Origin of the sequence: Allobosea sp. RCC_152_1 (assembly GCF_041360765.1) — a bacterium.
GTDB classification, from domain to species: domain Bacteria; phylum Pseudomonadota; class Alphaproteobacteria; order Rhizobiales; family Beijerinckiaceae; genus Allobosea; species Allobosea spartocytisi.
The window spans coordinates 32578-55457 of the sequence record NZ_JBFUPU010000010.1 but is presented as its reverse complement, the minus strand read 5'-3'; the positions used below and the strand labels follow the sequence as shown (position 1 = coordinate 55457).

Here is a 22880-nt window from a genome sequence, read left to right as displayed (position 1 = left end):
TGAAGGGTCGGGGGCTCAGAGGGCGTCGCCGTCGGTCTCGCCGGTGCGGATGCGCACCGCCTTCTCGATCGAGGAGACGAAGATCTTGCCGTCACCGATCTGGCCGGTACGGGCGGCGGCGGTGATCGCCTCGATCACCTTGCCGACGAGCTCGTCGGCGACAGCCACCTCGATCTTGATCTTGGGCAGGAAGCTCACGGCGTATTCGGCGCCGCGGTAGATCTCGGTATGACCCTTCTGCCGGCCATAGCCCTTCACTTCAGTCACTGTCAGGCCGTGCACGCCGATGGCGGTGAGCCCGTCGCGCACCTCCTCCAGCTTGAACGGCTTGATGATCGCCATCACGATTTTCATCTGCTGGGTTTCCCCTTTACGCCGCCTGGTCGTCAGCCCCGGCGAACTCGTTGCGCCTCGCCCGCCCTGCGATGCGCAGTGCGACGCAGCGCATAATTCAAGGGACGTGCCAAAGCGCTCCGCGGGCCGGCGTCAGCCTCCGGGCGGGGGAATCGGGCGCAGATCAGCCGAAAATCGAATCCGGTATGCCTATTCGATAGGCGTTTGCTTTCTTGTTATGCAATTGCCTGAAAAGGCGTCAGGCGCGATCCGGCCGTGGGCGGATCAGGCCTTCCTGCGCCACGGAGGCCACCAGCCGCCCCTCGCGGTCGAAGACGAGGCCGCGCGAGAAGCCGCGCGCGCCCGAGGTCGAGGGGCTGTCCTGTGCATAGAGCAGCCACTCATCGGCGCGGAAGGGGCGGTGGAACCAGAGAGCGTGGTCGAGGCTCGCGCCCTGGATCTTCTGGTCGAAAACGGTCGTGCCATGCGCGATGAGGCTGGAATCGAGCAGCATGAGGTCCGAGGCGTAGGCGAGAACGCTGCGATGCAGGGCTGGCTCGTCGGGCAGGGTCTCCATCGCCCGGATCCAAACGTTGAACTTCGGCTCCATCTTGCCGCCGGTGCGGTAGCGCTCGAGCTCGACGGGGCGGATCTCGATCGGCCGCTTGCGCTGGTAATAGGCCTGCACCGCATCCGGCATATGCGGCAGCACGGTCTTCGCCATCTCCTCGCGATCCGGCAAGTCCTCGGGCATCGGGACGTCCGGCATCGGCATCTGATGCTCGTAGCCGGGCTCGTCGACCTGGAAGGAGGCCGACATGGCGAAGATCGCCTCGCCCTTCTGGATGGCGAGCACGCGCCGCGTCGTGAAGGAGCGGCCGTCGCGCAGGCGGTCGACTTCATAGACGATCGGCATTTCGGGATCGCCGGGCAGCAGAAAATAAGCGTGCAGCGAATGCGGTTGGCGGTCTTCCACGGTCTTGCAGGCGGCATAGAGCGACTGCGCGATCACCTGGCCGCCGAAGACGCGCGGCCAAGTCGACTTCGGGCTGCGACCGCGGAACAGATTGCTTTCGAGCTGCTCGAGGTCGAGGATCGCCGTCAGGGAAGCGCTGATCTGCTGTGACATGAGGCCGTATCGCGGTCGGGTTGACGTTGGCGTCGGCGGCCCGCAGAGGAACAGCCGGGTTTACCCGCATCAGCACCGAGGCGGCTTGCCTCGTCAAGCGGGCCGCTGTGGCATCGGGCCGAAAAGTGGAATCCGCTTTTCGGAAGAAACCGATGCGATAACAAATGGATAGATCACGGTTATCGCGTCCGTCAGGATGCGCGGCGATCCAGGGAGAAGCAGAATGGCCGTCGTGCCGGACGCAAGCATGCGCATCGTCATCGCCGGTGGCGGCATCGCCGGATTGAGTCTCGCGCTCGCCTTGAAGCAGGCGCTCGGAGCGGGCTTCGCGGTGGTGCTGGCCGATCCGGGGGTGAACGCCGCTCCCAAGCCAGACAATCGCGCCTATGCGGTGGCGGCCGGCGCCCGCTCGATGCTGGAGACGCTCGGTGTCTGGGAAGCGGTCTCCGGCCATGCCCAGGCGATGATGGAGATGGTGATCTCGGACAGCCGGACGAACGATGCCGTCCGGCCCGTCTTCCTCACCTTCGACGGCGAGGTCGAGCCCGGCCAGCCTTTCGCTCATATGGTCGAGAATGCCGCGCTGGTGGCGGAGCTGAAGGCCGCCTGCGAGCGGGCCGGGGTCGATCTGAGGCCGGTCGGCGTGCGCGGTTTCGCCGTCGAGGACGAGGCTGTCGCGATCACCTTCGCCGATGGTGCTGAGGACAAGGCGGCGCTGCTGGTCGCGGCCGATGGCGCCCGCTCGCGGCTGCGCGAGCAGGCCGGGATCGGCTGGGTCGGCTGGAATTATCCGCAATCCGGCATCGTCGCGACGATCGGCCATGAGCGGCCGCATCACGGCAGGGCGGTCGAGCACTTCCTGCCTTCGGGGCCCTTCGCCATCCTACCGCTCACGGATGGCGGCAGGCTCGGCCACCGCTCCTCGATCGTCTGGACGGAAAGGACCGGGAACGTCGCGCCGCTGCTGTCGCTCGATGCGCAGGACATGTTGGCCGAGATCGAGATGCGCTTCGGGCTCGAGCTCGGCGAGATCACGCTGGAGAGCCCGGTGAGCGCTCATCCGCTCGGCTTCGGCGTGGCGCGGCGCTTCGTCGACCGGCGGTTCGCGCTGCTGGGCGATGCCGCCCATCTCATCCACCCGATCGCGGGACAGGGGCTCAATCTCGGGCTGAAGGATGTCGCGGCGCTGGCGGAGGTCATCGTCGATGCCGCGCGCCTCGGGCTCGATGCCGGCGCGCTCGACGTGCTCGAGGATTACGAGAAGGCGCGCCGCTTCGACACGGTCGCGATGGGCGCAGTGACGGACGGGCTCAACCGGCTGTTCTCGAACGATGCGACGCCGCTGCGGCTGGCGCGCGATCTCGGGCTCGGGCTGGTCGATCGGCTGCCGGGGCTGAAGCGCTTCTTCATCCGCGAGGCCGCCGGTGTCGCCGGAGCGCCGCCGCGGCTGTTGCGGGGCGAGACGCTCTGAGCGCGCCCGCTCAGCCTGGCCAGCCCTCCTCGGGCCAGTCGCGTGCGGTGTGGATGACGCGCAGGATCGCGACGACCTCGCGTCCGCCCTGGAGCGCGAGCGCATAGGCCAGGATGTAGGGCAGGCGGGGAACCAGTTTCTCGTAGACGCCACTCACGCGTCCCGGCCGTCCGGTCGCGAAATCACCGAGCTCGTTCCCGGCCTGCTCGATTGCATCGACGACCCGCTCAGCCGCGTCGGGGTTGTCTTCGGCGATGTATCGAAGGATATCGAGGTAGTCGCGTCTGGCATCGTCCGACCAGATGACGGGCCTCATCCTCGGCCGGCCTTCCTCAGCCTCGCATCCGCGACGATTTGGCGAGCGTCGGCGGTGACCTGGTCGTGCGCGACGACCCGTCCGGCCTCGACGTCGCCCAAGCCCCGTTTGATCCCCTCGATGATCTCAAGCTCGCGGTCGACATAGGCTGACACCGCCTCGCCCGCGAGGAAGGATTTGCTGCGCCGGGTGTCGGTCGCGATTCGCTCCAGCTTGCGCTTCGTCTCGGCCGAAACCCGAATCGTCATCGTTTCCGTCGCGGCCATCGTTCCTACTCCTGTGTTGTCGTGTGTACATCTTAACACAAGGGAGAGGAGCTAGCGACACAGCTTCAATCCTCCAGCGGTCGGGCCTCTTCCGGCAGCATGATCGGGATGCCGTCGCGGATCGGGTAGGCGAGCTTCGCGGCGCGGCTGATCAGTTCCTGCCTCGCCGCGTCGTATTCCAGCGTGCTCTTGGTCAGCGGGCAGACCAGGATCTCGAGCAGCTTGGGATCGACGCGGGTGGTCGTGTCGGTTTCGTTGGTCATGCGGTTTCCTTAGCTCTTGCGCGGCAGATCGGCCAGCATCCCGGCCGCGACCATCAGCTTCGGCAGGGTGAGGCCCGAGGTGGCGATGGCGTTGATCGTGCTGCGGGTGCGCTCGACATCCTGGCCGCGCTCGGCGAGCCAGCTTTCGAGCGAGCCCTTGCCGCCATCCGAGGAGGCGATCTCCTGCGTCATCTGCGCATGGGCGTCGTCGAGCGTCTCCACGGCCCGTTCGCGGGCGAGACGCTCATAGTCGTCCGTCGCCGGCACCGCCGCCGCGGCCGCCTCGAGATTCGAGAGGCCGAAGAAGGCATCGACGCCGAAATGGATGCGGGCGACATCGCCGATCTTGCGCTTGCTGCGCTCGGCGATGTCGACGATATCCGTCGCCTGGGCGAGCGAGGGCAGGCTGGCGACGCGGGTGGCGAGCGCCTCGGGCACGCCCTCGGAGGAGAGGACGGCGATGCGGGCGAGCCGCGCCTGGGCGGCGGCTTCCGGCAGCAGCGCATCGAGCTCGGCCGAGAGATCGGTAACACCCCTGGCGTAATGCGCGATGGTCTGCTCGATCGTGCCGGGCTTGGCCGCGCCGCGCCGCAGGAACCAGCCCATGCGGTCGATGACGAGCTCCTGCGCGGCGGCATAGAGGCCGAGCTGGGTCTTGCCGGGAATCTTCGCATCGAGCGTGTCGATCTCGCCGTTGAGGCCGATGAGATCGAACGAATCGCGCGCGATCGCGTAGGCGGCGGCGATGGCCGGCACCTCCGAACGGGTCAGCGCCGCCAGGATCGGGACCAGCGCCGGCCCGCCGCGATTGACGATGGCGTTGGCGAGCTGGGTCGCGACGATCTCGCGGCGCAGCCTGTGGCCGGCGATCTCGTCCGGATAGGCGTCGCGCAGCGCCTTCGGGAAATAGCGGACCAGTTCGGTGGCGAGATAGGGGTCATCAGGCACGCTCGATTCGAGCAGCGCGTCGTGCAGCGCGAGCTTGGCATAGGCCAGCAGCACGGAGAGTTCCGGCCGCGTCAGCCCCTCGCCGCGCTTCTCGCGCTCGACGAGCTGGGCGTCGCTCGGCAGGAACTCGACGCCGCGGTCGAGCCGGCCGTCCTGCTCCAGCGTCTGCATCAGGAAGCGCAGGCCGGGCGTCGCAGCCACGCCCTTGGCCTCGGTGAGCGAGAGTGCCAGCGTCTGCAGATAGTTGTTGCGCAGGACGAGCAGCCCGACCTCGTCGGTCATCGCTGCGAGCAATTCGTTGCGCTTTTCCTCCTTGAGGCGGCCGTCCTTCACCGGGTTGGCGAGCGCGATCTTGATGTTGACCTCGACGTCCGAGGTGTTGACGCCGGCGGAGTTATCGATGGCGTCGGTGTTGAGCTTGACGCCCTTGCGCGCCGCCTCGATGCGGCCGCGCTGGGTCACGCCGAGATTGGCGCCCTCGCCGATGACGCGGGCCCGGAGATCGTTGCCGGCGATGCGGATCGCGTCGTTGGCGCGGTCGCCGACCTGGGCGTCACTCTCGTCCGTGGCGCGGATATAGGTGCCGATGCCGCCGAACCAGAGCAGGTCGACGCGGCTTTTCAGGATCGCGGTCATCAGCTCGGGCGGCGAGACCTCCTTTTTGTCGAGGTCGAGCAGCGCCCGGATCTCGGCCGACAGCGGGATGCTCTTGGCCTGGCGCGAGAAGATGCCGCCGCCCTTCGAGATCAGGCTCTTGTCGTAGTCCTGCCAGGACGAGCGCGGCAGGGCGAAGAGGCGCTGGCGCTCGGCCAGCGAGGTGGCCGGATCGGGATCGGGATCGAGGAAGATGTCGCGGTGGTCGAAGGCAGCGACGAGCTTGATCTCGGGGGAGAGCAGCATGCCGTTGCCGAAGACGTCGCCCGACATGTCGCCGACGCCGGCGACGGTGAAGGGCGTGGTCTGGATGTCGACATCGACCTCGCGGAAATGGCGCTTCACCGCCTCCCAGGCGCCGCGCGCCGTGATGCCCATGCCCTTGTGGTCGTACCCTTGAGAGCCGCCGGAGGCGAAGGCGTCGCCGAGCCAGTGATGCTTCTCCAGCGAGATCGCGTTGGCGGTGTCGGAGAAGGTCGCCGTGCCCTTGTCGGCAGCGACGACGAGATAGGGGTCGTCGCCATCATGGCGCACTGTGTCCGGCGGCGGCACGATGGTCTCGCCGTCGAGATTGTCGGTCAATTCGAGCAGGTTGCGGACGAAGATGCGGTAGCTCTCGGTGCCCTCGGCGAGCCAGGCGGCGCGGTCGGATGCCGGCGGAAGCTGCTTCGGCACGAAGCCGCCCTTGGCGCCGACTGGAACGATCACCGCGTTCTTGACCTGCTGCGCCTTGACCAGGCCGAGCACCTCGGTGCGGAAATCCTGCGGGCGGTCGGACCAGCGCAGGCCGCCGCGCGCGACCTTGCCGAAGCGCAGATGAATGCCCTCGACGCGCGGCGAATAGACGAAGATCTCGTAGAGCGGGCGCGGCAGCGGCAGGCCGTCGACCTGAGCGCAGTCGAATTTGAAGGTGATGGTGCCGCGCGGCTGGCCGTCCGGACCGATCTGGAAGAAGTTGGTGCGCAGTGCGGCATCGACCAGATTGACCAGACGGCGCAGGATGCGGTCCTCGTCGAGGCTGGTGACGGCGTCGAGCGCGCCCTCGATTTCGGCGCGCTTCTGCGCCATGCGCTGCTCGCGCTCCTCCGGCTTGATGCGCGGATCGAACTTGGCGGTGAAATAGCCGACGAGATCGGCGGCGATGCCGGGGTGGCGCGTCAGCGCGTCGGCGATGTAGCCCTGCGCATAGGGCGCGCCGACCTGCCGGAGATAGCGCCCGAAGGCGCGCAGCAGCGCGGCTTCCCGCCAGCCGAGGCCGGCGGCGAGCACGAGCTGGTCGAAGCGGTCCGATTCGGCCAGCCCACGGAACTGCGCCATCAGCGCGGCTTCGATGGTCGGGTCGAGATGCTCGATGTCGATCTCGCCGTCGTCGGCGCGCTCCAGCGTCATGTCGTGGAGCCAGACGCGGACATCCTCGCCCGCGCCGCCATTGCCCTGCGGCAAGACGTTGTAGGTCCGCTCGTTGACGACGCGGAAGCCCATATTCTCCAGCAGCGGGACGCGAGCCGAGAGCGAGATCGCGCCCCCGCGCGAGAATACCTTGAGATTGGCGCGCGTCGCGGCGTCACCCTCGCGGCGGTAGAGGTTGACGGCGCGAGGACGCTCGGCCGAGAGCTGCTGCAGCATCTCGATGTCGATCAGTGCATCCGTGGCGGAGAAGCGCTCGCGATAGGCGGCGCCGAAGGCGGCGGCGTAGCGCTCGGCGAGCGCGCGGGCGGCGGGCCCGGCCTTCTCCTGGTCGAGGACGTCCTTCAGCCCGTCGCTCCAGGTGCGGACGATCGCGCCGATGCCGGCTTCGAGCGTGGCGCGGTCGATCCGGGGCGTTTTCCCCTCGTCGCGGCCGATGATGTAATGGGTGCGCGAGAGCGGCCCTTCCGGATAGGCGGGATAGGCAGCCGAGATCCGCCCGTTATAGATGCGGGCGAGGAATTCGCCGACGCGCAGGCGGACATTGGTGTCGTAGCGGTCCTTCGGGATGAAGACGAGGATCGAGACGAAGCGGTCGAACTCATCGACACGGGCGAGCGCCCGGATGCGCGGCCGCTCGGTGAGCTGCAGGATGTCGAGCGCGAACTGCTCCAGCGTCGGCACGTCGATCTGGAAGAGCTCGTCGCGCGGATAGGCATCGAGCACGTTCAGCAGGGCGCGGCCGGAATAGCTCGCCGGGTCGAAGCCGATATTCTTGGCGACGCGGGCGACTTTGAGGCGCAGATAGGGGATGGCGCGGGCCGAACCGGTATAGGCGTTCGAGGTCAGCAGGCCTACGATGCGCAATTCGCCATCGAGCCGCCCTTCCGGCGTGAAAAGCTTGACCCCGACATAGTCGAGATGGACGCGCCGGTGGACGCGGCTCTTGACGTTGGCCTTGGTGATGATGAGCGCCTGCGGCCGGGCCAGGAAGGCGCGGATCTCGGGCGTGGTCGTCACCAGCTCGCGGCCGCGGCGCAGCACCTTGACGGCGGGGTCGCGCAGGATGCCGAGGCCGGAGCCCTCGATCGGGTCGGCGGCGACGTCGCCGCCGGGGAAACGATAGGCCCGCGCGCCGAGCAGGGTGAAATTGTCGCCGGCGATCCATTCGAGGAATTGCAGCGCCTCGGCGATTTCGTCCTCGGGCAGCGGCGGCGGATTGGCGCGATAGGCCTGGATGACCTCGGTGATGCGCCCGCGCATCGCCGCCCAGTCGTCGACCGCGAGGCCGACATCGGCATAGACTTGGCCGAGCCCATGCTCGAGACGCTGGCGCGCCTCCGCCGAATCGATTCGATCGAGATGGATATGGATCAGGCTCTCGCGACGGGTGCCTTCCGGCGCCCTGCCTGCCGCCTCGCCGGCGAGCGAGACGAATCGGCCCTTGGCGTCGCGGGCCACGGCCAGGATCGGGTGGGCGACGAGGCGCGGCTCGTAGCCCTGGTCCTGCAATTCCGCCAGCGTCGAATCGAGCAGGAACGGCTTGTTGTCGTTGACGACCTCGAGGATCGTGATCTGGTGCTTGCGCCCATCCGCCTCGAACTCGTCGTCGCGGAAGCGCAGATTGATTGTCTCGGGCTCGCGCGGCTCGGTGAGGTGCTCATAGGCAGCCGCTGCCGCGCGGGCGAGCAGCTCCGGCGGCAGGATTTCGAGATCCTCGGCGACGGAGCGACCGTAGAGCAGCCTTGGAAATTCGGCGGGCATGGGCGATTTCAGCCCGGCGGCAGCAGCTTCAATGGCGGCAACCGCCGCGGCCGTGGCATTCGTGACCCGCTTGCCCATGCTCAACCCCCGTTGTTTTGCCGCAGCGATGACATAGGCTGCACGGCCTTTCAACTTTGCCTTGCCCAACAAAGCGGCAAAATTGCTGTTCCGGACCAAGACAGGACGCACCATGGCGACGAAGCATGACAAACCAAAGGTCGGAGAGGAACCTGCGAAGCAGGATGCTCCGCCGGCCGTGATGGCGCTCGCTCTCGATCCGGGCGCGCTTTCGGCGGAGAATCAAGCTTATTTCGAGAAATGCCAGGAAAAGCTCGGCTTCGTGCCGAATGTGCTGGCGTCCTATGCCCATGACGACGCCAAGCTCTCGGCCTTCGCCGCCTTCTACAACGACCTGATGCTGGCCCCCTCGGGGCTCTCGAAGCTGGAGCGCGAGATGATCGCGGTGGCGGTGTCGAGCGTGAACCGCTGCTATTACTGCCTCACCGCCCATGGCGCCGCGGTGCGCCAGCTCTCGGGCGATCCCGTGCTCGGCGAGCTGATGGTGATGAACTACCGCGCGGCCGCGCTTTCCAGGCGCCATCGCGCCATGCTGGATTTCGCGGTGAAGCTGACCGAGACGCCACATCTGATCGGCGAGGAGGATCGCGCAGTGCTGCGCGAAGCCGGCTTCAGCGAGCGCGACATCTGGGACATCGGCGCGGTGGCGGCCTTCTACAACATGTCGAACCGAATGGCCTCGGCGGTCGATATGCGCCCGAATGCGGACTATCACCGGCAGGCGCGCTGAGGCCCAAAAAGAAAACGGCCGGCGCAATGCCAGCCGCTAGTTGGCCTCGACCCGATGGCCCGGCTCCACCAGAACTCCGGGGGGCTGGGGGCTGACAAGCCGGGGCTCAGCAGAACCGGGCCGTCGAGGCAACGACCGTAATTGAGCGGCGCAACTTGGCGGGTCGTTGGCGCGTTGACGGCGAAATTGCGGCATTGCTGACGAAGCCGCGAGGAGCGGCGGCACGCGATCTCCGCTGCCGGTGCGGTGTCCCTTGCCAGCTCGCTATCGCGGGCGCATCATCGCGGCATGTCGAGTTCGCGTTTCATCCACCGGAGCGGGGAGGCGCCATGAGCGAAAGCGAAACGCCACAATCGCGGCCGGCCGACGCCGTCGTGACTTTTCCGGCGCCGGCACGGCCCACCACCGTCACCTTCGATCGACGCGAGCTTTCCGAACTGCTCAATCTCTATGGCCGCATGGTCGCGGCCGGTGAGTGGCGCGACTACGCCATCGATTTCCTGAAAGACAAGGCGCAGTTCTCGGTCTTCCGCCGCTCCTCCGAAATGCCGCTCTACCGCATCGTGAAGGACCCGGCGCTGGCGCGCCGGCAGGGAGCCTATTCGGTGGTGGCGGCGACGGGGCTGATCCTGAAGCGCGGCTCGGAATTGTCGCGCGTGCTCAGGGTGCTCGACAGGCAGCTCAGCATCGTGAACTGAGATCAGAAGCCCGGCGGCGAGCGGTCGGCCTCGCCGAGCTCCTTCTGCATCAGCATCTGGTCGAGCCAGCGGCCATGCTTGAAGCCGACCTTCTCGGCGACCCCGATCAGCCGGAAACCCGCCTTCTCATGCAGGCGCCGCGAGCCGATCGAGGCGCCGGTGCCGTCGCCGATGACGGCGATCATCTGGCGGAAGCCGCGCTTCGTGCACTCCGCGATCAGCGCATCGAGCAGCAGGCTGCCGATCCCGAGCCCCTGCGCGGCGGGCGCGAGGTAGATCGAGTTCTCGACAGTGGCGCGATAGGCCGGGCGGGGGCGGTAGGCCCCGGCATAGGCATAGCCGAGCAGGGAGCCATCGCGCTCGGCGGCGAGATAGGGGTAACCGCCGGCCAGGGTCGCTTCGAGGCGGCGCAGCATCTCGGCCTCGCCCGGCGGGTCGAGCTCCCAGGAGGCGGTGCCGTTGCACACCGCATGGGCATAGATCGCCGCGATAGCGGGAATGTCGGCAGGGGCGGCCGGGCGGATCGAAGGCAGTGTCATGCCTGCAGATTGAGCAACGGCCGTGCCAAAACAAATGCCCCGGCCTTGCGGCCGGGGCATGTCGGCTCCGTGGAAGGAGCAGGTCCGTCTCGCTCGCTTACTCGCGGTTGCCGAGCAGCGAGAGCAGGAACTGGAACATGTTGACGAAGTTCAGGTACAGCGACAGCGCGCCGTTGACCGAAAGCTTCGCGGCTTCCTCGGGGTTCATGTCCGAGGAGAGGTACATCTCCTTCAGACGCTGGGTGTCCCAGGCGGTGAGGCCGGCGAAGATGCCGACGCCGACCAGCGAGATCACGAAGCCGAGCCCGCTCGAGGCGAGGAAGATATTCACCAGCGAGGCCAGGATCAGGCCGATCAGGCCCATGACCAGGAACGAGCCCATGCCCGACAGCGACTTGCTGGTGGTGTAGCCGTAGAGGCTGAGGCCACCGAAGGCCGCCGCCGTGATGAAGAACACCTGCACCACCGAGGCGCCGGTGTAGCGGATCAGCAGCGTCGACATCGAGACGCCCATGACCGCCGCGAAGGCGAAGAACATGGAACGGGCCGAGGAGGCCGACATCCGGTCAATCCGGAACGAGAAGAAGAAGATGAAGGCCAGCGGCGCGAGCGCGAACACCCACATCAGCGGCGTGCCGTACATCAGCTGGCCGAAGGAGGTGAGATAGGTGTTGCCGATACGCGCGACGGCGTTGGCCTGGTCGGTGACGGCCATCTTGTTGACGCCCAGCGCGAACAGCGCCGAGATCGCCAGACCGATCACCATGTTGTTGTAGACGCCGAGCATGAACGAGCGCAGGCCCTGATCCATCTCGACGGCGCTGGTCTGCTGTGCGCGGCCGGCACCCCAGACTGGAGCATTGCGGTCGAAGTTGCTCATCGAGCGAGTTTCCCCTGACGTAGTTTCGGACGACGGAAGGCACGCAATGCCACCCGTCCTCGCGCACAATCATCGCGATGGAGGGAATATGAGGGGGTTTCGCCTTCCTTACAAGAGCCGGCCATGGTTAAGGCCGGTGCGAGCATAGAAGTTCGGCCGGCGCCGCATGCAGAATTACAGGATTTTAATGTCTATCCCGGTGATGCTTCGGTCAGTCATCATAAATTCCTGAGATGAGAAGCCGGCGCTTTCGACAGTATTTTTATCGTACCGACGAGCCCGAACAGGACGGTAACCACGATGGCGGCAGTCGCAGCCAGTAAAGCACCGGTCGGATCACTGACGAATTCGATGCGCATCACTTGCGTGACGACACCCCAGCCGGCCGCAGTACCCGCGACAACGCCGAACAGCGCCGCGACCAGTCCGATGGCGGCGTATTCAAGGGCGTACGACGAAAGTATAAAGCGACGGGTCGCGCCGAGGGTCTTCAGGATCATCGCGTCATAGAGCCGCGCCCTCTGTCCGGCCGCCAGCGCGCCACCCAGAACCAGCAGGCTGGCGGCGATGGCGAGGCCCGAGGCGCCGCGGATCGCGGTGGCGAGCTGTTCGACGATGGTGTTGACCGCCTCCAGCGCATCCTTGACCCGCACGGCGGTGACGGCCGGGAACTCGGTTGCGAGCCGGCGCATCAGAGCGGGGTCGCCGGAGCCGTTGCCATTCGGGGCCGCGGTGATGGTGGCGAGATCGGTATGCGGGGCGCCCGCGAAGGTGTTGGGCGAGAACACCATGACGAAATTGATGCCGAAGGAACGCCAGTCGATGCTGCGGAAATTGGCGACGCGGGCAGTGATGCTGCGCCCGAGCACGTTGACGGTGAGCCGGTCACCGATCTTGAGGCCGATGCCGGCGGCGTTCTGCGCGTCGAAGGACACCAGCGGCTCGCCCTTGTAGTCGGCCGGCCACCATTCTCCCGCTGCGATCTTCGAGCCCTCGGGCAGGTTTGCCGCATAGGTAATGCCGCGGTCGCCATCGAGCACCCAGGCGGATTGCTCGCTCGCCTTGACGTCCTCGGCGCGGGTGTCGTTCACCGCCAGGATGCGCCCGCGCATCATCGGCACGCGCTCGACGGCCGCGCCCGGTCTTTCCTGCGCGAGGAAAGCGTCGAAGCGAGCGGAATCTCGGCTGGGGATGTCGAGGAAGAAGAAGCTCGGCGCCTTGGCCGGCAGCGCGCCGGTGAGCTGGCGCGTTAGGCTGACATCGATGAAGGCGAGCGCGGAGAGCAGGGCGACGCCCAAGCCCAGCGAAAGCACCAGCGACGGGGTCAGGGCGCCCGGGCGATGGCTGTTGGCGAGCGCCATCCTGAGCGACGGGCTGCGCGGGCGGGGCAGGCGGCGGGCGAGCGCCATCAGTCCGACCGAGACTCCGCGCAAGAGCACGAAGACGCCGAACATGACGCCGATATAGATCAGCGCGATGCGCCGGTCATAGGCAAAGCCGAGCGCGACGCCGACCAATCCGGCCAGCGCTAGCAGGCAGAGAACAAGGTAGATCGCGCGCGGACGACGCGGATCGGGCTCGACCTGGTCGCGGAACAGGGCCGAAACCGGCACGTCATGGGCGCGGCCGAGCGGGATGATGGCGAAGACCAGGGCCGTCAGCAGGCCGTAAAGCGCGGCGATGGCGAGCTCTCCAGGCGCCAGCGTCGGCTCGAAGGGCACGGGCAGGATGCTTTGCAGCAGGGCGCCGAGCGCGAAGGGGGCGGCAGCGCCGAGCACGAGGCCGATCGCGGTGCCGATGGCGGCGACGAGCATCACCTCGGTCAGATGGATCGCGACGACGCGTCCGCCGGTGGCGCCGACGGCTTTCATGGTGGCGAAGTCGAGCTTCTTGGCCTCGACGAAGCGGCGCACCGCATTGGCGACGCCGACGCCGCCGACCAGCAGGGCAGTGAGGCCGACCAGCGTCAGGAACTGGGTGAAGCGTTCGAGGTTGCGCTGGAAGCTTGGCGCGGCATTGGCGCGGGAGCGGATTTCCCAGCCGGCGTCGCGCTGCTGCGTGCCGGCATCCGCGATCAGCCTGTCGAGATCGGCGTCACCAGACGCAGCCTGCGGCAGTTGGAGGCGGTAGGTCCAGCGGATCAGGCTGCCGGGCTGGATCAGGCCGGTGGCGCGCAGCGCGTCCTGCGAGATGAGGAGGCGCGGGCCGAAGCCGACTCCGGCGGCGATCTTGTCGGGCTCGGAGACGAGATTGGCGCGGAGCTGGATCTTCGCGCCGCCGACCGTGACGGTGTCGCCGGGTTTGAGGTCGAGCCGGCCGAACAGGATGGGGTCGGCGACTGCGCCATAGGTGCCGTCGCGCTCGCCGAGCAGGCCGGCGATCGGCTGCCGAGGGTCGGTCTCGACCGTGCCGATGCTGGGATAACCGGCATCGACGGCCTTGATCTCGACAAGGGCCGCGCCCTTCTCGCCGGCATTGGCCATGGCGCGCATCGTGGCGATGGTCGAGACCGTGCCGCGAGCCGTCAGGAAGGTGAGCTCCTGCGGTGTCGCCTCGCGCTGGATCAGGCTGAAGGAGGCGTCGCCGCCGAGGATGCGCCGGCCTTCGCGCGCCAGCCCCTCGGTGAGGCCGCGCGAGGCGGAGGCGACGGCGGCGATGGTCATGACGCCCAGCGCCAGGCAGGCGATGAAGACGCCGAAGCCGCGCAGGCCGGCGCGCAGATCGCGCAGGGCCAGGCGCAGCGACAGGCCGAAGCCGAGGGAGGAGCGGGCGGGCGGGCCGCCGAGCGGCTTGACGGGCGCGTGCATCGTCAGATGTCCGCCATCGCGTCTTCTTGCTCGATCACGCCGGAGCGCAGGCGGACGGTGTGGTCGCAAAGCGCCGCGAGCGAGAGGTCATGGGTGACGAGCACGAGGGTGGCGCCGCGCTCGCGCTTCAAGGCGAAGATCAGGTCGACGATGGAGCGGCCGGTCGCCTCGTCCAGATTGCCGGTCGGTTCGTCGGCGACGAGGATTGCCGGATCGGGCGCGACGGCCCGCGCGATGGCGACGCGCTGCTGCTCGCCACCGGAAAGCTGCGCCGGATAATGGTCCATGCGGTGGCCGAGGCCGACATTGCGGAGTTCGGCCTCGGCGCGGGCGAAGGCGTCGGGGGTGCCGGCAAGCTCGAGCGGCAGCGCCACGTTCTCACGCGCCGTCATGGTCGGCACGAGATGGAAGGACTGGAAGACGATGCCGATACGCCGGCCGCGGAAGACCGCGAGCCCGTCCTCGTCGAGCTGGCCGAGATCCTGCCCGGCGACCTTGACGATGCCGGAATCGGGGCGCTCCAGCCCGGCCATGGTCATCAGCAGGGTCGACTTGCCGGAGCCGGAAGGGCCGACGAGGCCGGACGCCTCGCCATCGGGCAGCGACACCGAGACGCCTTTCAGGATATGGACGCGAGCGGCTCCACGCCCCAAACTTAAATGCACATCCTGCAACTCGATCGCCGGGGCGGCCTTTTCGCTCATCACGCCATGATCCTGACTTACGCTTCCATCGCCGTCCCGGCCGGGACCTCGTCGCGGCCCCTGCGGAGCCGTGAGGCGCCGAGGCGGGGCTTGCGCCGATATGGGCGCGGTTTCCTAGTTGTCCAATCGTTTGCGGCGATTTTCACGCTGATCGCCCTCACCTTGATGGTGGCTGCTCCGATGGCCTTCGCCCAGACCGCGACCCCGGTTCCTCCGGCCGGAAAGACGCTCAAGCTCGTTGCGTTCGGCGATTCGCTCTCGGCCGGCTACAACCTGCCGGGCAGCGCCGCCTTCCCTGCCGTTCTGGAGCAAGCGCTGCGCCAGAAGAGCATCGCTGTCGAAATCGTGAATGCCGGCGTTTCCGGCGACACGACGCAGGGCGGGTTGGAGCGGCTCGACTGGTCGGTGCCCGATGGGACCGATGGCGTCATCCTCGAACTTGGCGCCAACGATGCCCTGCGCGGTGTCGATCCGGCCCAGACGCGGCAAGCGCTGGAGGCGATGATCGCGCGTTTGAAAGAGCGTGGCATCCCCGTGATGCTCGCCGGCATGTATGCGCCGCGCAATCTCGGCACGGATTATGCCAAGCGCTTCGATGCGATCTATCCGGAGCTTGCGGAAAAGCACGCTCTGGTGCTTTACCCCTTCTTCCTGGAGGGCATCGCGGGCGACCGCGCGCTGAACCAGGCGGACGGGCTCCATCCCACGGTCGAGGGCGTCAAGGTCATCGTCCGCAACATCCTGCCGACGGTCGAGCGCTTCATCGCGACGCTGCCGGCCAGATCCTGATCCGTTCCCGGTTCCAGCGGGACGAATCCCCAAGCCTTTTCCACGCCGCCCGCCGGCACCGTTTCCGGAGTTGCTTTGCCATGGACTACCGCCGCCTCGGACGCACCGATCTCAAGGTCTCGGTGATCTGCCTGGGAACCATGACCTGGGGGGAGCAGAATACGGAGGCCGAAGGCCACGCCCAGATGGACTACGCTGTCGAGCAGGGCGTCAATTTCTTCGATACCGCCGAGCTCTATTCGATCCCGCCGAAACCGGAAACGCAGGGCTCGACCGAGCGGATCATCGGCAGCTGGTTCAAGGCGCGCGGGAACCGCGACAAGATCATCCTGGCCTCGAAGATCTGCGGGCGCGGCGGCAATAGCTGGTTCCGCGACGACCAGAGCCCGACACGCGTCACCCGCAAGCAGATCATGGAGGCGGTCGACAAGAGCCTCGCGCGGCTGCAGACCGATTATATCGACCTCTACCAGATCCATTTTCCCGAGCGGCCGATGCCCTGGGGCTCGAACCCGACGCGCTTCTCGCATGCGGCCTATGAGAAGCCGGCCGACGAGACCTCGATTCCCGAGCAGCTCGACGCCTTCGCCGAGGTGGTGAAGGCTGGGAAGATCCGCCATCTCGGCCTCTCCAACGAGAGCGCCTGGGGCACCATGCGCTTCGTCGCCGATTCGGAGGTTCGCGGCACGCCGCGCGTCCAGTCGATCCAGAACGCCTACAGCCTCCTGAACCGCACCTTCGAGACGGCGCTGGCCGAGGTCGCGATCCGCGAGGATGTCGGGCTGCTCGCCTATTCGCCGCTGGCGCAGGGCTACCTCACCGGCAAATATCTCGATGGCGCCCGCCCGGCCGGGGCGCGCACGACGCTGTTCAACCGCGGCCAGCGCTATGAGGGCGCGGGCGCCGAGGATGCGATCAAGCGCTACATCGCGCTGGCGCGCGAGGCCGGGCTCGACCCGGCGCAGATGGCGCTCGCCTTCGTCAATTCGCGCGATTTCGTGACGGCAAACATCATCGGCGCGACCTCGATGGAGCAGCTCAGGACCGACATCGCCTCGATCGACGTCAAGCTGACGCCCGAGATCGAAGAGAAGATCGACGCGATCCACCAGCTCGTCGGCAATCCCTGCCCCTGATTTTCAAAATATCGCGTCATTCCGGGCGAAGCGAAGCCTAGACCCGGAATCCATCGTAGGGCGTGACACCCTCCGATGGATTCCGGATCGGCGCCGCTGACGCGGCTTGTCCCGAATGACGGTGCGCGGGAACGGCTTGCGCGATGCAGGTGAAAACCGGTTCCCTTGAGCCGGCTTCCCGCCTACCGTCTCGCCAGAGTCACAATCGCTTGGCAGGAATCGACTCATGCCGAGGCTGTTCATCGCTCTGGAAATCCCCGCCGATGTCGCATCCGAGCTGACGCTGCATCGCGGCGGCCTGTCGGGCGCGCGCTGGATCGAGCCGCCCGACTACCATGTCACGCTGCGTTTCCTCGGCGATGTCGACCGGCGCATGGCGAATGATGTCGACCATATGCTGCCCGATCTCGGCGCCTATCCCTTCGAGGTGACGCTCGATGCGCTCGGCTCTTTCGGCGGCGACAAGCCGCGGGCGGTCTTCGCCCGGGTGGTGCCGACCAAGGCGTTGACCGAGCTCCAGGGCGATGTCGAGCGGCAGATGCGCCGGCTCGGCATGCCGGCCGAAGGGCGCAAATTCGTGCCGCATGTCACGCTGGCCCGGCTGCGCGATACCTCGCCGGTCGAGCTCGCGCATTATCTCAGCCTGCATCCGATCATCAGGCCGATCAACTTCACTGCGCGCCGCGTGGCGCTGATGTCGTCGCGCGATTCGACCGGTGGCGGGCCCTATGTGCTGGAGGCCGCCTATCCGCTCGGCCCGTCCTATCCCAATCGCCTGCCGAGGGAGGTCCAGCGGCGATGACGAGACCGAAACGACTGAGTCCCGAGGCTCAGGCGGAGGCGCTGGCGACCCTGACCGGCTGGAAGCTGGCGCAGGGACGCGAGGCGATCAGCAAGCGCTTCGTCTTTCGCGATTTCAGCGAGGCCTTCGGCTGGATGACGCGGGTGGCGCTGCTGGCCGAGGCGGCGAATCACCATCCCGAATGGTCGAATGTCTACCGGACGGTGGATGTGACGCTCGCGACCCATGATGCCGGCGGTCTGACCGAGCTCGACGTCAAGCTGGCGCGGGCCATCGACGCCCTGGGGAATTGAGCGGGCTCAGCCACTCCAACCGCAAGCCTTCAGCGCCGCCAGCATATGCGGCGGTGGCGGCGCCTCGACATGGATGGGCTCGCGCTTGCGGTAGAGCGGCACGGTGATCGCGCGGGCGTGGAGCTGAAGGCCGGGTCCGCCCTCGCGCGGCGCGCTGCCGTAGATTTCATCGCCGAGCATCGGCCAGCCGGAAGCCTGGCAGTGGACGCGCAACTGATGGGTGCGTCCGGTCAGCGGCTCCATGGCGAGCCAGGCCAGCGGACCGCCTTCGCCTTGCCCACGCCCGAGCACGCGATAGCGCGTCTGCGAGGGCAGGCCGGCGGGATCGACCTTCATCCACCAGCCGCGTTCAGGCGAGCGACGGGCGAGCGGCAGATCGATCAAGCCCTCGTCCTGCGCGGGCTCGCCCTGCACGATCGCCCAATAGGTCTTGTCGATCCGGCCGTCGCGAAACATCTGGTTGAGCTCGGCCATGGCGCGGGGATGGCGGCCGAGGACGAGGCAGCCGGAGGTGTCCTTGTCGAGCCGGTGCGCCGCTTCCGGTTTGCGCGGCAGGCCGAAGCGGAGCTGGTCGAGATAATCGGTCAGCACGGGTATGATGCGGCGCTTCGCTTGCGGGCCGCGATGCGAAGGCAGCCCGGCAGGCTTGTCGATGACGAGCATCATGGCGTCGCGATAGAGCAGCGGCACGGGTAGCTCGGCGTCGACCTGGCCCGAGGCTTGCGAATTTTCTGGTTGAAGCGGCTGCGCCATGGCATTGCGCTAGCTAAGCCGGCCCGGCGGCGCAACTGAAGATGCCCGCCGAACCGTAGACAGGATGGCGATGAGCGAGACTGAGCCCAAGAAACGCGGCTTCTTTTCGAGGCTGTTCGGACGCGAGGAAGAGCAGGCCGCGCCGGTGCCGGCCCCCGAGCCGGTGATCGAGCGGGTTGTTGAGCCGGTCGAGGAATCGAAGCCGGACGTCGAAGAGGCTGCTCCCACGACGGCTGTCGAGGCGGAAGCGCTTGTCGCCGATGCGCTGGCCCCCGCACCACCTGTTCCGGTTGAGGAGGTTACGCCTGTCGAGCCGGAGCCGGAACCCGTCGCTATCGCTGTTCCGCCGTCCGAGTCCGTTGCCGCTCCCGAACCTGCTCCCATCCCGGTGCCGCCACCAAAGCGGAGCTGGTGGCGGCGGCTGACGGAGGGGCTGTCGCGCACCTCCTCGGCGTTGACGACGGGGATCACCGACCTCTTCACCAAGCGCAAGCTCGATGCCGGCACGTTGGAGGATCTCGAGGACATCCTGATCCAGGCCGATCTCGGCCTCGCCACCTCGGGGCGGATCGCGAAGGCCGTCGGCGAAGGCCGTTACGACAAGCAGATCGATCCGGCTGAGGTGAAGGCGATCCTGGCGCGCGAGGTCGAGGCGATCCTGATGCCGGTCGCTCATCCGCTGGCGGTCGACGCCACGAAAAAGCCGTTCGTGATCTTGATGGTCGGCGTGAATGGCTCGGGCAAGACCACCACGATCGGCAAGCTCGCGGCGAAATTCCGCACTGAAGGCAAATCCGTGATGCTGGCGGCCGGCGATACCTTCCGCGCGGCGGCGATCGAGCAATTGCGCGTCTGGGGTGAACGCACCGGGGCCGAGGTCGTGTTCGGCCAGCAGGGGGCGGATGCGTCGGGCCTCGCCTTCGAGGCGCTGCAGAAGGCGAAAGCCAACGGCACCGATGTGCTCCTCGTCGACACCGCCGGGCGATTGCAGAACAAGCAGGGGCTGATGGACGAGCTCGCCAAGGTCGTGCGCGTCATCCGCAAGCAGGATGCGAACGCGCCGCATGCGGCACTGCTCGTGCTCGACGCCACGGTCGGCCAGAACGCGATTTCGCAGGTGGAAGCTTTCCGCGAGACGGCCGGCGTGACCGGCCTCGTCATGACCAAGCTCGACGGTACGGCGCGCGGCGGCATCCTGGTGGCGTTGGCGGCGCAGTTCGGCCTGCCGGTGCATTTCATCGGCGTCGGCGAAGGCGTCGAGGATCTGGAGCCGTTTTCGGCGCGCGATTTCGCCCGCGCCGTGGCGGGATTGGGAGAAGCGGCGTGAGCGATGGCGCAAGCGAAACCACCCGGCCGATTCCGGTGGAGGCCAAGGGCAGGCCGGTCAGCCCGCTTCTGAAGCTCGCGCTGGAGTTCGGGCCGCTCGCGATCTTCTTCTTCGCGAATTCCTATGGCGACCGGCTGTTCCATGTCGCCGAGGACCGGCGCATCTTCGTTGCGACCGGCATCTTCATCGTCGCGTCGCTGGTGGCGCTGGTGCTGTCGCGGGTGCTGATGGGCTATCTGCCGCGCATGGCGATCGTGAACGCGATCGTCGTCACCGTCTTCGGCGGGCTGACGCTGGCGCTGGACGACGCCTTCTTCATCAAGGTCAAGCCGACCATCGTGAACGCGCTGTTCGGCTGCGTGCTGCTCGGCGGCCTCTTTTTCGGCAAGTCGCTCCTGTCGCTGGTGCTGGAGACGGTGTTGCAGCTCGACGCGGAGGGCTGGCGCAAGCTGACCTTCCGCTGGGGCCTGTTCTTCTTCGTGCTGGCCGCGCTGAACGAGGCGGTCTGGCGCACGCAGACCCAGGATTTCTGGGTCGCCTTCAAGGTCTGGGGCGTGATGCCGCTGACCATGATCTTCGCGCTGGCGCAGACGCCCTTGATCCTGAAGCACGAGATCAAGCCGGCGAAGACCGAGGAATAGGCCGGATTTCGCTTGCTCTCACGCGAGTCATCCCGGGCGGAGCGAAGCGCAGACCCGGGATCGATTCCGGAACGGTTCAGGCATGGATCCCAGATCGGCGCCGCTTCGCGGCTTGTCCGGGATGACGGCGGCGTTTTTGAGAGGTACTTGCCATTTGGCAAAATTCTCTCCATTTTATGCCAAATGGAGAGAGATGCCATGAGCGCCCTGCTGCGCATCGAGACCGCCCAGCGCGATTTCGTTCCTGACCCGATCAGCGATGACGAGGCGGGCGCGATGTTCCGCGCCGCCGTCAACCTGTTCCGGCTCTGGCGGATCACCGACGACGAGGCGGCCGTTCTGATCGACCTGCCGGTGCGGACCTATGCCCGCTGGAAAGCCGGCGGCGTGGGCCGCATCTCGCGTGATGGCAAGGCGCGGCTCTCGAACCTGATGGGCATCCACAAGGCGCTCCGGCTGATCTTCGCCGAGCCGCAGCGCGGCTATGACTGGATCAAGCGCCCCAACCGCGATTTCGGCGGAAAATCGGCGCTCGACATCATGCTGGGCGGAGAACTGACCGACCTGATGCGGGTGCGCCGCCTGCTCGATGCCGAGCGGGGCGGCTGGTGATCGATCCGGCTGATCTGCCGGTCGCGCAGGTTGAATGGCGCGGTGCGGTCCGGATCATCCGCAGCATCTTCCCGCCGATCGACCTGTTCGAGGATATCGCCGATCCCGCCGACTGGCCGCTGCTGATCGCGGCCGAGCAGAAGACCAATCCGCGCCTGATGGAGACGATCGGCAATCTCGATCTCGTGCCGCCCGAACGGCGCATCTCCGGGCCGGGGGCGAGCTGGCTGATGGCGCCCTTCACCCATGTCAGCCCGGACCGGCCGAGCCGCTTCAGCGCTGGCGGCTTCGGCGTGCTCTATGCCGGCGACCGCTTCGAGGTCGCTTTGCTGGAAACGGTGCATCATCACGCCCGCTTCATGCTGGCGACAGCGCAGCCGCCGGGCTGGACCTCGCAGTTCCGCGAGATCGTGCTCGATATCGATGCCGGATTGCATGATCTGCGCGGGCTGGGCGAGGCGGCGGCGGCGCTGCTCGATCCGGCCGATTATGCGCAGAGCCAGTTGCTCGGCGAGCGCCTGAGGGATGCCGGCTCGGAAGGGGTGGTCTATTCGAGCGTGCGCTGTCCGGGCGGCGAATGCGCCGGTCTGTTCTATCCCGATGGCGCGAGCCATCCGGTGCAGGGCCGGCATCTCGACTATCACTGGAACGGCGAGCGGGTGGACCTCTACCGGGACCGCAGCGCCGGCGAGGTCTACCGCATCGTTTGAGGCCTATTTCGGCGCGAGCCGGATCGCGCCGTCGAGGCGGATCGCGGTGCCGTTCAGCATGTCGTTCTCGACGATGCTGCGGGCGAGCGCGGCGTATTCCTCCGGCTTGCCGAGGCGCGAGGGATGCGGCACCGAAACGGCGAGCGAGGCCTTGGCCTCCTCGGGGAGCCCCGCGAACATCGGCGTCTCGAACAGGCCGGGCATGATGGTGACGATGCGGATGCCGACCGAGGCGAGATCGCGCGCGATCGGCAGCGTCATGCCTGCGACGCCGGCCTTCGAGGCGGCGTAGGCGGCCTGGCCGATCTGGCCATCCTCCGCCGCGACGGAGGCCGTGCAGATGATGACGCCGCGTCCGCCATCGGCCGTGATCGGCTCGAGCGCGGCCAGCGCCGCGGCGGATTTGGCGATGACCCGGAAGGTGCCGACGAGGTTGATCGCGACCGCCTTCTCGAAGGTCGCGGTGTCGTGGGCGACGAGCTCGCCGGTGTCGCGCTTCTTTGAGACGACGCGGCGGCCGGGCGCGATGCCGGCGCAGTTGACGATGATGCGGGCGACGCCATGGGCGGCGCGGGCCTTGGCCAGCGCCTCGTCGACCGAAGCCTCGCTGGTGACGTCGCAGGGGCAGAAGACCCCGCCGATCTCCTTAGCGACCGCCTCGCCGCGCTCGGCGTTGAGGTCGAGCAGCGCGACCTTGACGCCCTGGCCCGCCAGCATGCGCGCGGTCGCCTCGCCGAGGCCGGAGGCGCCGCCGGTGACGATGGCGGCGAGGGAGGAATCGAGTTTCATGGCGCGTTTCCCGTCAATCCTGGTTCTGGAGCCGGTTTAGA

General features: G+C 67.4%; 23 protein-coding genes. 11 read left to right on the top strand and 12 right to left on the bottom strand.

Annotation, left to right across the window (positions count from 1 at the left end; translation table 11 throughout):
• Window positions 1-15: 15 nt before the first annotated feature.
• On the bottom strand, window positions 16-354 hold the full coding sequence (locus AB6806_RS24610) for a P-II family nitrogen regulator (RefSeq protein ID WP_038358178.1): 339 nt from the start codon (window positions 352-354) through the stop codon (window positions 16-18).
• A 238-nt stretch (window positions 355-592) separates the two neighbouring features.
• Window positions 593-1462 carry an acyl-CoA thioesterase II gene (tesB, locus tag AB6806_RS24605; protein ID WP_038358177.1) on the bottom strand — a complete coding sequence of 290 codons (870 nt, stop codon included), beginning with the start codon at window positions 1460-1462 and terminating at the stop codon, window positions 593-595.
• A gap of 223 nt (window positions 1463-1685) precedes the next feature.
• On the opposite strand from tesB, the gene AB6806_RS24600 reads away from it, so the two are divergent.
• A complete protein-coding gene (locus AB6806_RS24600; protein WP_142023462.1) occupies window positions 1686-2933 on the top strand; it encodes a ubiquinone biosynthesis hydroxylase in 1248 nt (415 codons plus the stop codon).
• A gap of 10 nt (window positions 2934-2943) precedes the next feature.
• Here AB6806_RS24600 and AB6806_RS24595 read toward each other — a convergent pair whose 3' ends face one another.
• The 4 genes from AB6806_RS24595 to AB6806_RS24580 form a co-directional block, all read right to left on the bottom strand.
• Window positions 2944-3249 (bottom strand): type II toxin-antitoxin system RelE/ParE family toxin, encoded by a 306-nt coding sequence (locus tag AB6806_RS24595; RefSeq protein WP_142023461.1) that lies wholly within the window; start codon window positions 3247-3249, stop codon window positions 2944-2946.
• Window positions 3246-3515: a CopG family ribbon-helix-helix protein gene (locus AB6806_RS24590; RefSeq protein ID WP_038358171.1), complete on the bottom strand. Its 270-nt coding sequence runs from the start codon at window positions 3513-3515 to the stop codon at window positions 3246-3248. Before AB6806_RS24590 ends, AB6806_RS24595 begins: the two co-directional genes overlap by 4 nt.
• Window positions 3516-3580: 65 nt before the next feature.
• Window positions 3581-3778 carry a Trm112 family protein gene (locus AB6806_RS24585; RefSeq protein ID WP_038358169.1) on the bottom strand — a complete coding sequence of 66 codons (198 nt, stop codon included), beginning with the start codon at window positions 3776-3778 and terminating at the stop codon, window positions 3581-3583.
• 9 nt (window positions 3779-3787) lie between these two features.
• The gene (locus AB6806_RS24580) at window positions 3788-8629 is read right to left on the bottom strand and encodes an NAD-glutamate dehydrogenase (RefSeq protein ID WP_142023460.1); all 4842 of its coding nucleotides are present in this window, start codon (window positions 8627-8629) and stop codon (window positions 3788-3790) included.
• A 181-nt stretch (window positions 8630-8810) separates the two neighbouring features.
• On the opposite strand from AB6806_RS24580, the gene AB6806_RS24575 reads away from it, so the two are divergent.
• Both AB6806_RS24575 and AB6806_RS24570 read left to right on the top strand, forming a co-directional pair.
• On the top strand, window positions 8811-9359 hold the full coding sequence (locus AB6806_RS24575) for a peroxidase-related enzyme (RefSeq protein ID WP_112765123.1): 549 nt from the start codon (window positions 8811-8813) through the stop codon (window positions 9357-9359).
• 329 nt (window positions 9360-9688) lie between these two features.
• Window positions 9689-10057, top strand: coding sequence for a DUF2794 domain-containing protein (locus tag AB6806_RS24570; protein ID WP_038358163.1), 369 nt, complete (start codon window positions 9689-9691; stop codon window positions 10055-10057).
• A gap of 2 nt (window positions 10058-10059) precedes the next feature.
• Here AB6806_RS24570 and AB6806_RS24565 read toward each other — a convergent pair whose 3' ends face one another.
• From AB6806_RS24565 to AB6806_RS24550, 4 genes are all read right to left on the bottom strand, one after another.
• Window positions 10060-10596, bottom strand: coding sequence for a GNAT family N-acetyltransferase (locus AB6806_RS24565; RefSeq protein ID WP_142023459.1), 537 nt, complete (start codon window positions 10594-10596; stop codon window positions 10060-10062).
• A 97-nt stretch (window positions 10597-10693) separates the two neighbouring features.
• Window positions 10694-11476 (bottom strand): Bax inhibitor-1/YccA family protein, encoded by a 783-nt coding sequence (locus AB6806_RS24560; protein ID WP_112765112.1) that lies wholly within the window; start codon window positions 11474-11476, stop codon window positions 10694-10696.
• Between the two features lie 218 nt (window positions 11477-11694).
• Complete coding sequence (locus AB6806_RS24555) at window positions 11695-14283, bottom strand: ABC transporter permease (RefSeq protein ID WP_142023458.1); 2589 nt, start codon at window positions 14281-14283, stop codon at window positions 11695-11697.
• A gap of 2 nt (window positions 14284-14285) precedes the next feature.
• Window positions 14286-14987 (bottom strand): ABC transporter ATP-binding protein, encoded by a 702-nt coding sequence (locus tag AB6806_RS24550; RefSeq protein ID WP_038358155.1) that lies wholly within the window; start codon window positions 14985-14987, stop codon window positions 14286-14288.
• A 180-nt stretch (window positions 14988-15167) separates the two neighbouring features.
• Here AB6806_RS24550 and AB6806_RS24545 point away from each other — a divergent pair, with 180 nt between their 5' ends.
• From AB6806_RS24545 to AB6806_RS24530, 4 genes are all read left to right on the top strand, one after another.
• Complete coding sequence (locus tag AB6806_RS24545; protein WP_370955743.1) at window positions 15168-15776, top strand: arylesterase; 609 nt, start codon at window positions 15168-15170, stop codon at window positions 15774-15776.
• Window positions 15777-15856: 80 nt separating this feature from the next.
• Window positions 15857-16912 carry an aldo/keto reductase gene (locus AB6806_RS24540; protein ID WP_142023457.1) on the top strand — a complete coding sequence of 352 codons (1056 nt, stop codon included), beginning with the start codon at window positions 15857-15859 and terminating at the stop codon, window positions 16910-16912.
• Window positions 16913-17138: 226 nt separating this feature from the next.
• A complete protein-coding gene (gene thpR, locus AB6806_RS24535; RefSeq protein WP_142023456.1) occupies window positions 17139-17714 on the top strand; it encodes an RNA 2',3'-cyclic phosphodiesterase in 576 nt (191 codons plus the stop codon).
• A complete protein-coding gene (locus AB6806_RS24530; protein WP_038358149.1) occupies window positions 17711-18007 on the top strand; it encodes a 4a-hydroxytetrahydrobiopterin dehydratase in 297 nt (98 codons plus the stop codon). The genes thpR and AB6806_RS24530 overlap by 4 nt, the downstream gene beginning before the upstream one ends.
• 6 nt (window positions 18008-18013) lie before the next feature.
• On the opposite strand, the gene AB6806_RS24525 is transcribed toward AB6806_RS24530, so the two are convergent.
• Window positions 18014-18673, bottom strand: a complete 660-nt coding sequence (locus AB6806_RS24525; protein WP_370955772.1) for an RluA family pseudouridine synthase — start codon at window positions 18671-18673, stop codon at window positions 18014-18016.
• 157 nt (window positions 18674-18830) lie between these two features.
• Between AB6806_RS24525 and ftsY the strand changes: the two genes are divergently transcribed.
• From ftsY to AB6806_RS24505, 4 genes are all read left to right on the top strand, one after another.
• Window positions 18831-20087 (top strand): signal recognition particle-docking protein FtsY, encoded by a 1257-nt coding sequence (gene ftsY, locus AB6806_RS24520; protein WP_142023454.1) that lies wholly within the window; start codon window positions 18831-18833, stop codon window positions 20085-20087.
• Window positions 20084-20728: a septation protein A gene (locus AB6806_RS24515; RefSeq protein WP_142023453.1), complete on the top strand. Its 645-nt coding sequence runs from the start codon at window positions 20084-20086 to the stop codon at window positions 20726-20728. Before ftsY ends, AB6806_RS24515 begins: the two co-directional genes overlap by 4 nt.
• A 198-nt stretch (window positions 20729-20926) precedes the next feature.
• Complete coding sequence (locus AB6806_RS24510) at window positions 20927-21340, top strand: MbcA/ParS/Xre antitoxin family protein (protein ID WP_038358148.1); 414 nt, start codon at window positions 20927-20929, stop codon at window positions 21338-21340.
• On the top strand, window positions 21340-22050 hold the full coding sequence (locus AB6806_RS24505) for an RES family NAD+ phosphorylase (protein WP_210245717.1): 711 nt from the start codon (window positions 21340-21342) through the stop codon (window positions 22048-22050). The genes AB6806_RS24510 and AB6806_RS24505 overlap by 1 nt, the downstream gene beginning before the upstream one ends.
• Before the next feature lie 3 nt (window positions 22051-22053).
• On the opposite strand, the gene AB6806_RS24500 is transcribed toward AB6806_RS24505, so the two are convergent.
• Window positions 22054-22839 carry an SDR family NAD(P)-dependent oxidoreductase gene (locus AB6806_RS24500; RefSeq protein ID WP_038358145.1) on the bottom strand — a complete coding sequence of 262 codons (786 nt, stop codon included), beginning with the start codon at window positions 22837-22839 and terminating at the stop codon, window positions 22054-22056.
• Window positions 22840-22880 lie beyond the last annotated feature (41 nt).

Coding starts and splice junctions, on each gene's coding strand:
- AB6806_RS24610 (WP_038358178.1), bottom strand. CDS start 354: ATGAAAATCGTGATGGCGATCATCAAGCCGTTCAAGCTGGAGGAGGTG.
- tesB (WP_038358177.1), bottom strand. CDS start 1,462: ATGTCACAGCAGATCAGCGCTTCCCTGACGGCGATCCTCGACCTCGAG.
- AB6806_RS24600 (WP_142023462.1), top strand. CDS start 1,686: ATGGCCGTCGTGCCGGACGCAAGCATGCGCATCGTCATCGCCGGTGGC.
- AB6806_RS24595 (WP_142023461.1), bottom strand. CDS start 3,249: ATGAGGCCCGTCATCTGGTCGGACGATGCCAGACGCGACTACCTCGAT.
- AB6806_RS24590 (WP_038358171.1), bottom strand. CDS start 3,515: ATGGCCGCGACGGAAACGATGACGATTCGGGTTTCGGCCGAGACGAAG.
- AB6806_RS24585 (WP_038358169.1), bottom strand. CDS start 3,778: ATGACCAACGAAACCGACACGACCACCCGCGTCGATCCCAAGCTGCTC.
- AB6806_RS24580 (WP_142023460.1), bottom strand. CDS start 8,629: ATGGGCAAGCGGGTCACGAATGCCACGGCCGCGGCGGTTGCCGCCATT.
- AB6806_RS24575 (WP_112765123.1), top strand. CDS start 8,811: ATGGCGCTCGCTCTCGATCCGGGCGCGCTTTCGGCGGAGAATCAAGCT.
- AB6806_RS24570 (WP_038358163.1), top strand. CDS start 9,689: ATGAGCGAAAGCGAAACGCCACAATCGCGGCCGGCCGACGCCGTCGTG.
- AB6806_RS24565 (WP_142023459.1), bottom strand. CDS start 10,596: ATGACACTGCCTTCGATCCGCCCGGCCGCCCCTGCCGACATTCCCGCT.
- AB6806_RS24560 (WP_112765112.1), bottom strand. CDS start 11,476: ATGAGCAACTTCGACCGCAATGCTCCAGTCTGGGGTGCCGGCCGCGCA.
- AB6806_RS24555 (WP_142023458.1), bottom strand. CDS start 14,283: ATGCACGCGCCCGTCAAGCCGCTCGGCGGCCCGCCCGCCCGCTCCTCC.
- AB6806_RS24550 (WP_038358155.1), bottom strand. CDS start 14,987: ATGAGCGAAAAGGCCGCCCCGGCGATCGAGTTGCAGGATGTGCATTTA.
- AB6806_RS24545 (WP_370955743.1), top strand. CDS start 15,168: ATGGCCTTCGCCCAGACCGCGACCCCGGTTCCTCCGGCCGGAAAGACG.
- AB6806_RS24540 (WP_142023457.1), top strand. CDS start 15,857: ATGGACTACCGCCGCCTCGGACGCACCGATCTCAAGGTCTCGGTGATC.
- thpR (WP_142023456.1), top strand. CDS start 17,139: ATGCCGAGGCTGTTCATCGCTCTGGAAATCCCCGCCGATGTCGCATCC.
- AB6806_RS24530 (WP_038358149.1), top strand. CDS start 17,711: ATGACGAGACCGAAACGACTGAGTCCCGAGGCTCAGGCGGAGGCGCTG.
- AB6806_RS24525 (WP_370955772.1), bottom strand. CDS start 18,673: ATGATGCTCGTCATCGACAAGCCTGCCGGGCTGCCTTCGCATCGCGGC.
- ftsY (WP_142023454.1), top strand. CDS start 18,831: ATGAGCGAGACTGAGCCCAAGAAACGCGGCTTCTTTTCGAGGCTGTTC.
- AB6806_RS24510 (WP_038358148.1), top strand. CDS start 20,927: ATGAGCGCCCTGCTGCGCATCGAGACCGCCCAGCGCGATTTCGTTCCT.
- AB6806_RS24500 (WP_038358145.1), bottom strand. CDS start 22,839: ATGAAACTCGATTCCTCCCTCGCCGCCATCGTCACCGGCGGCGCCTCC.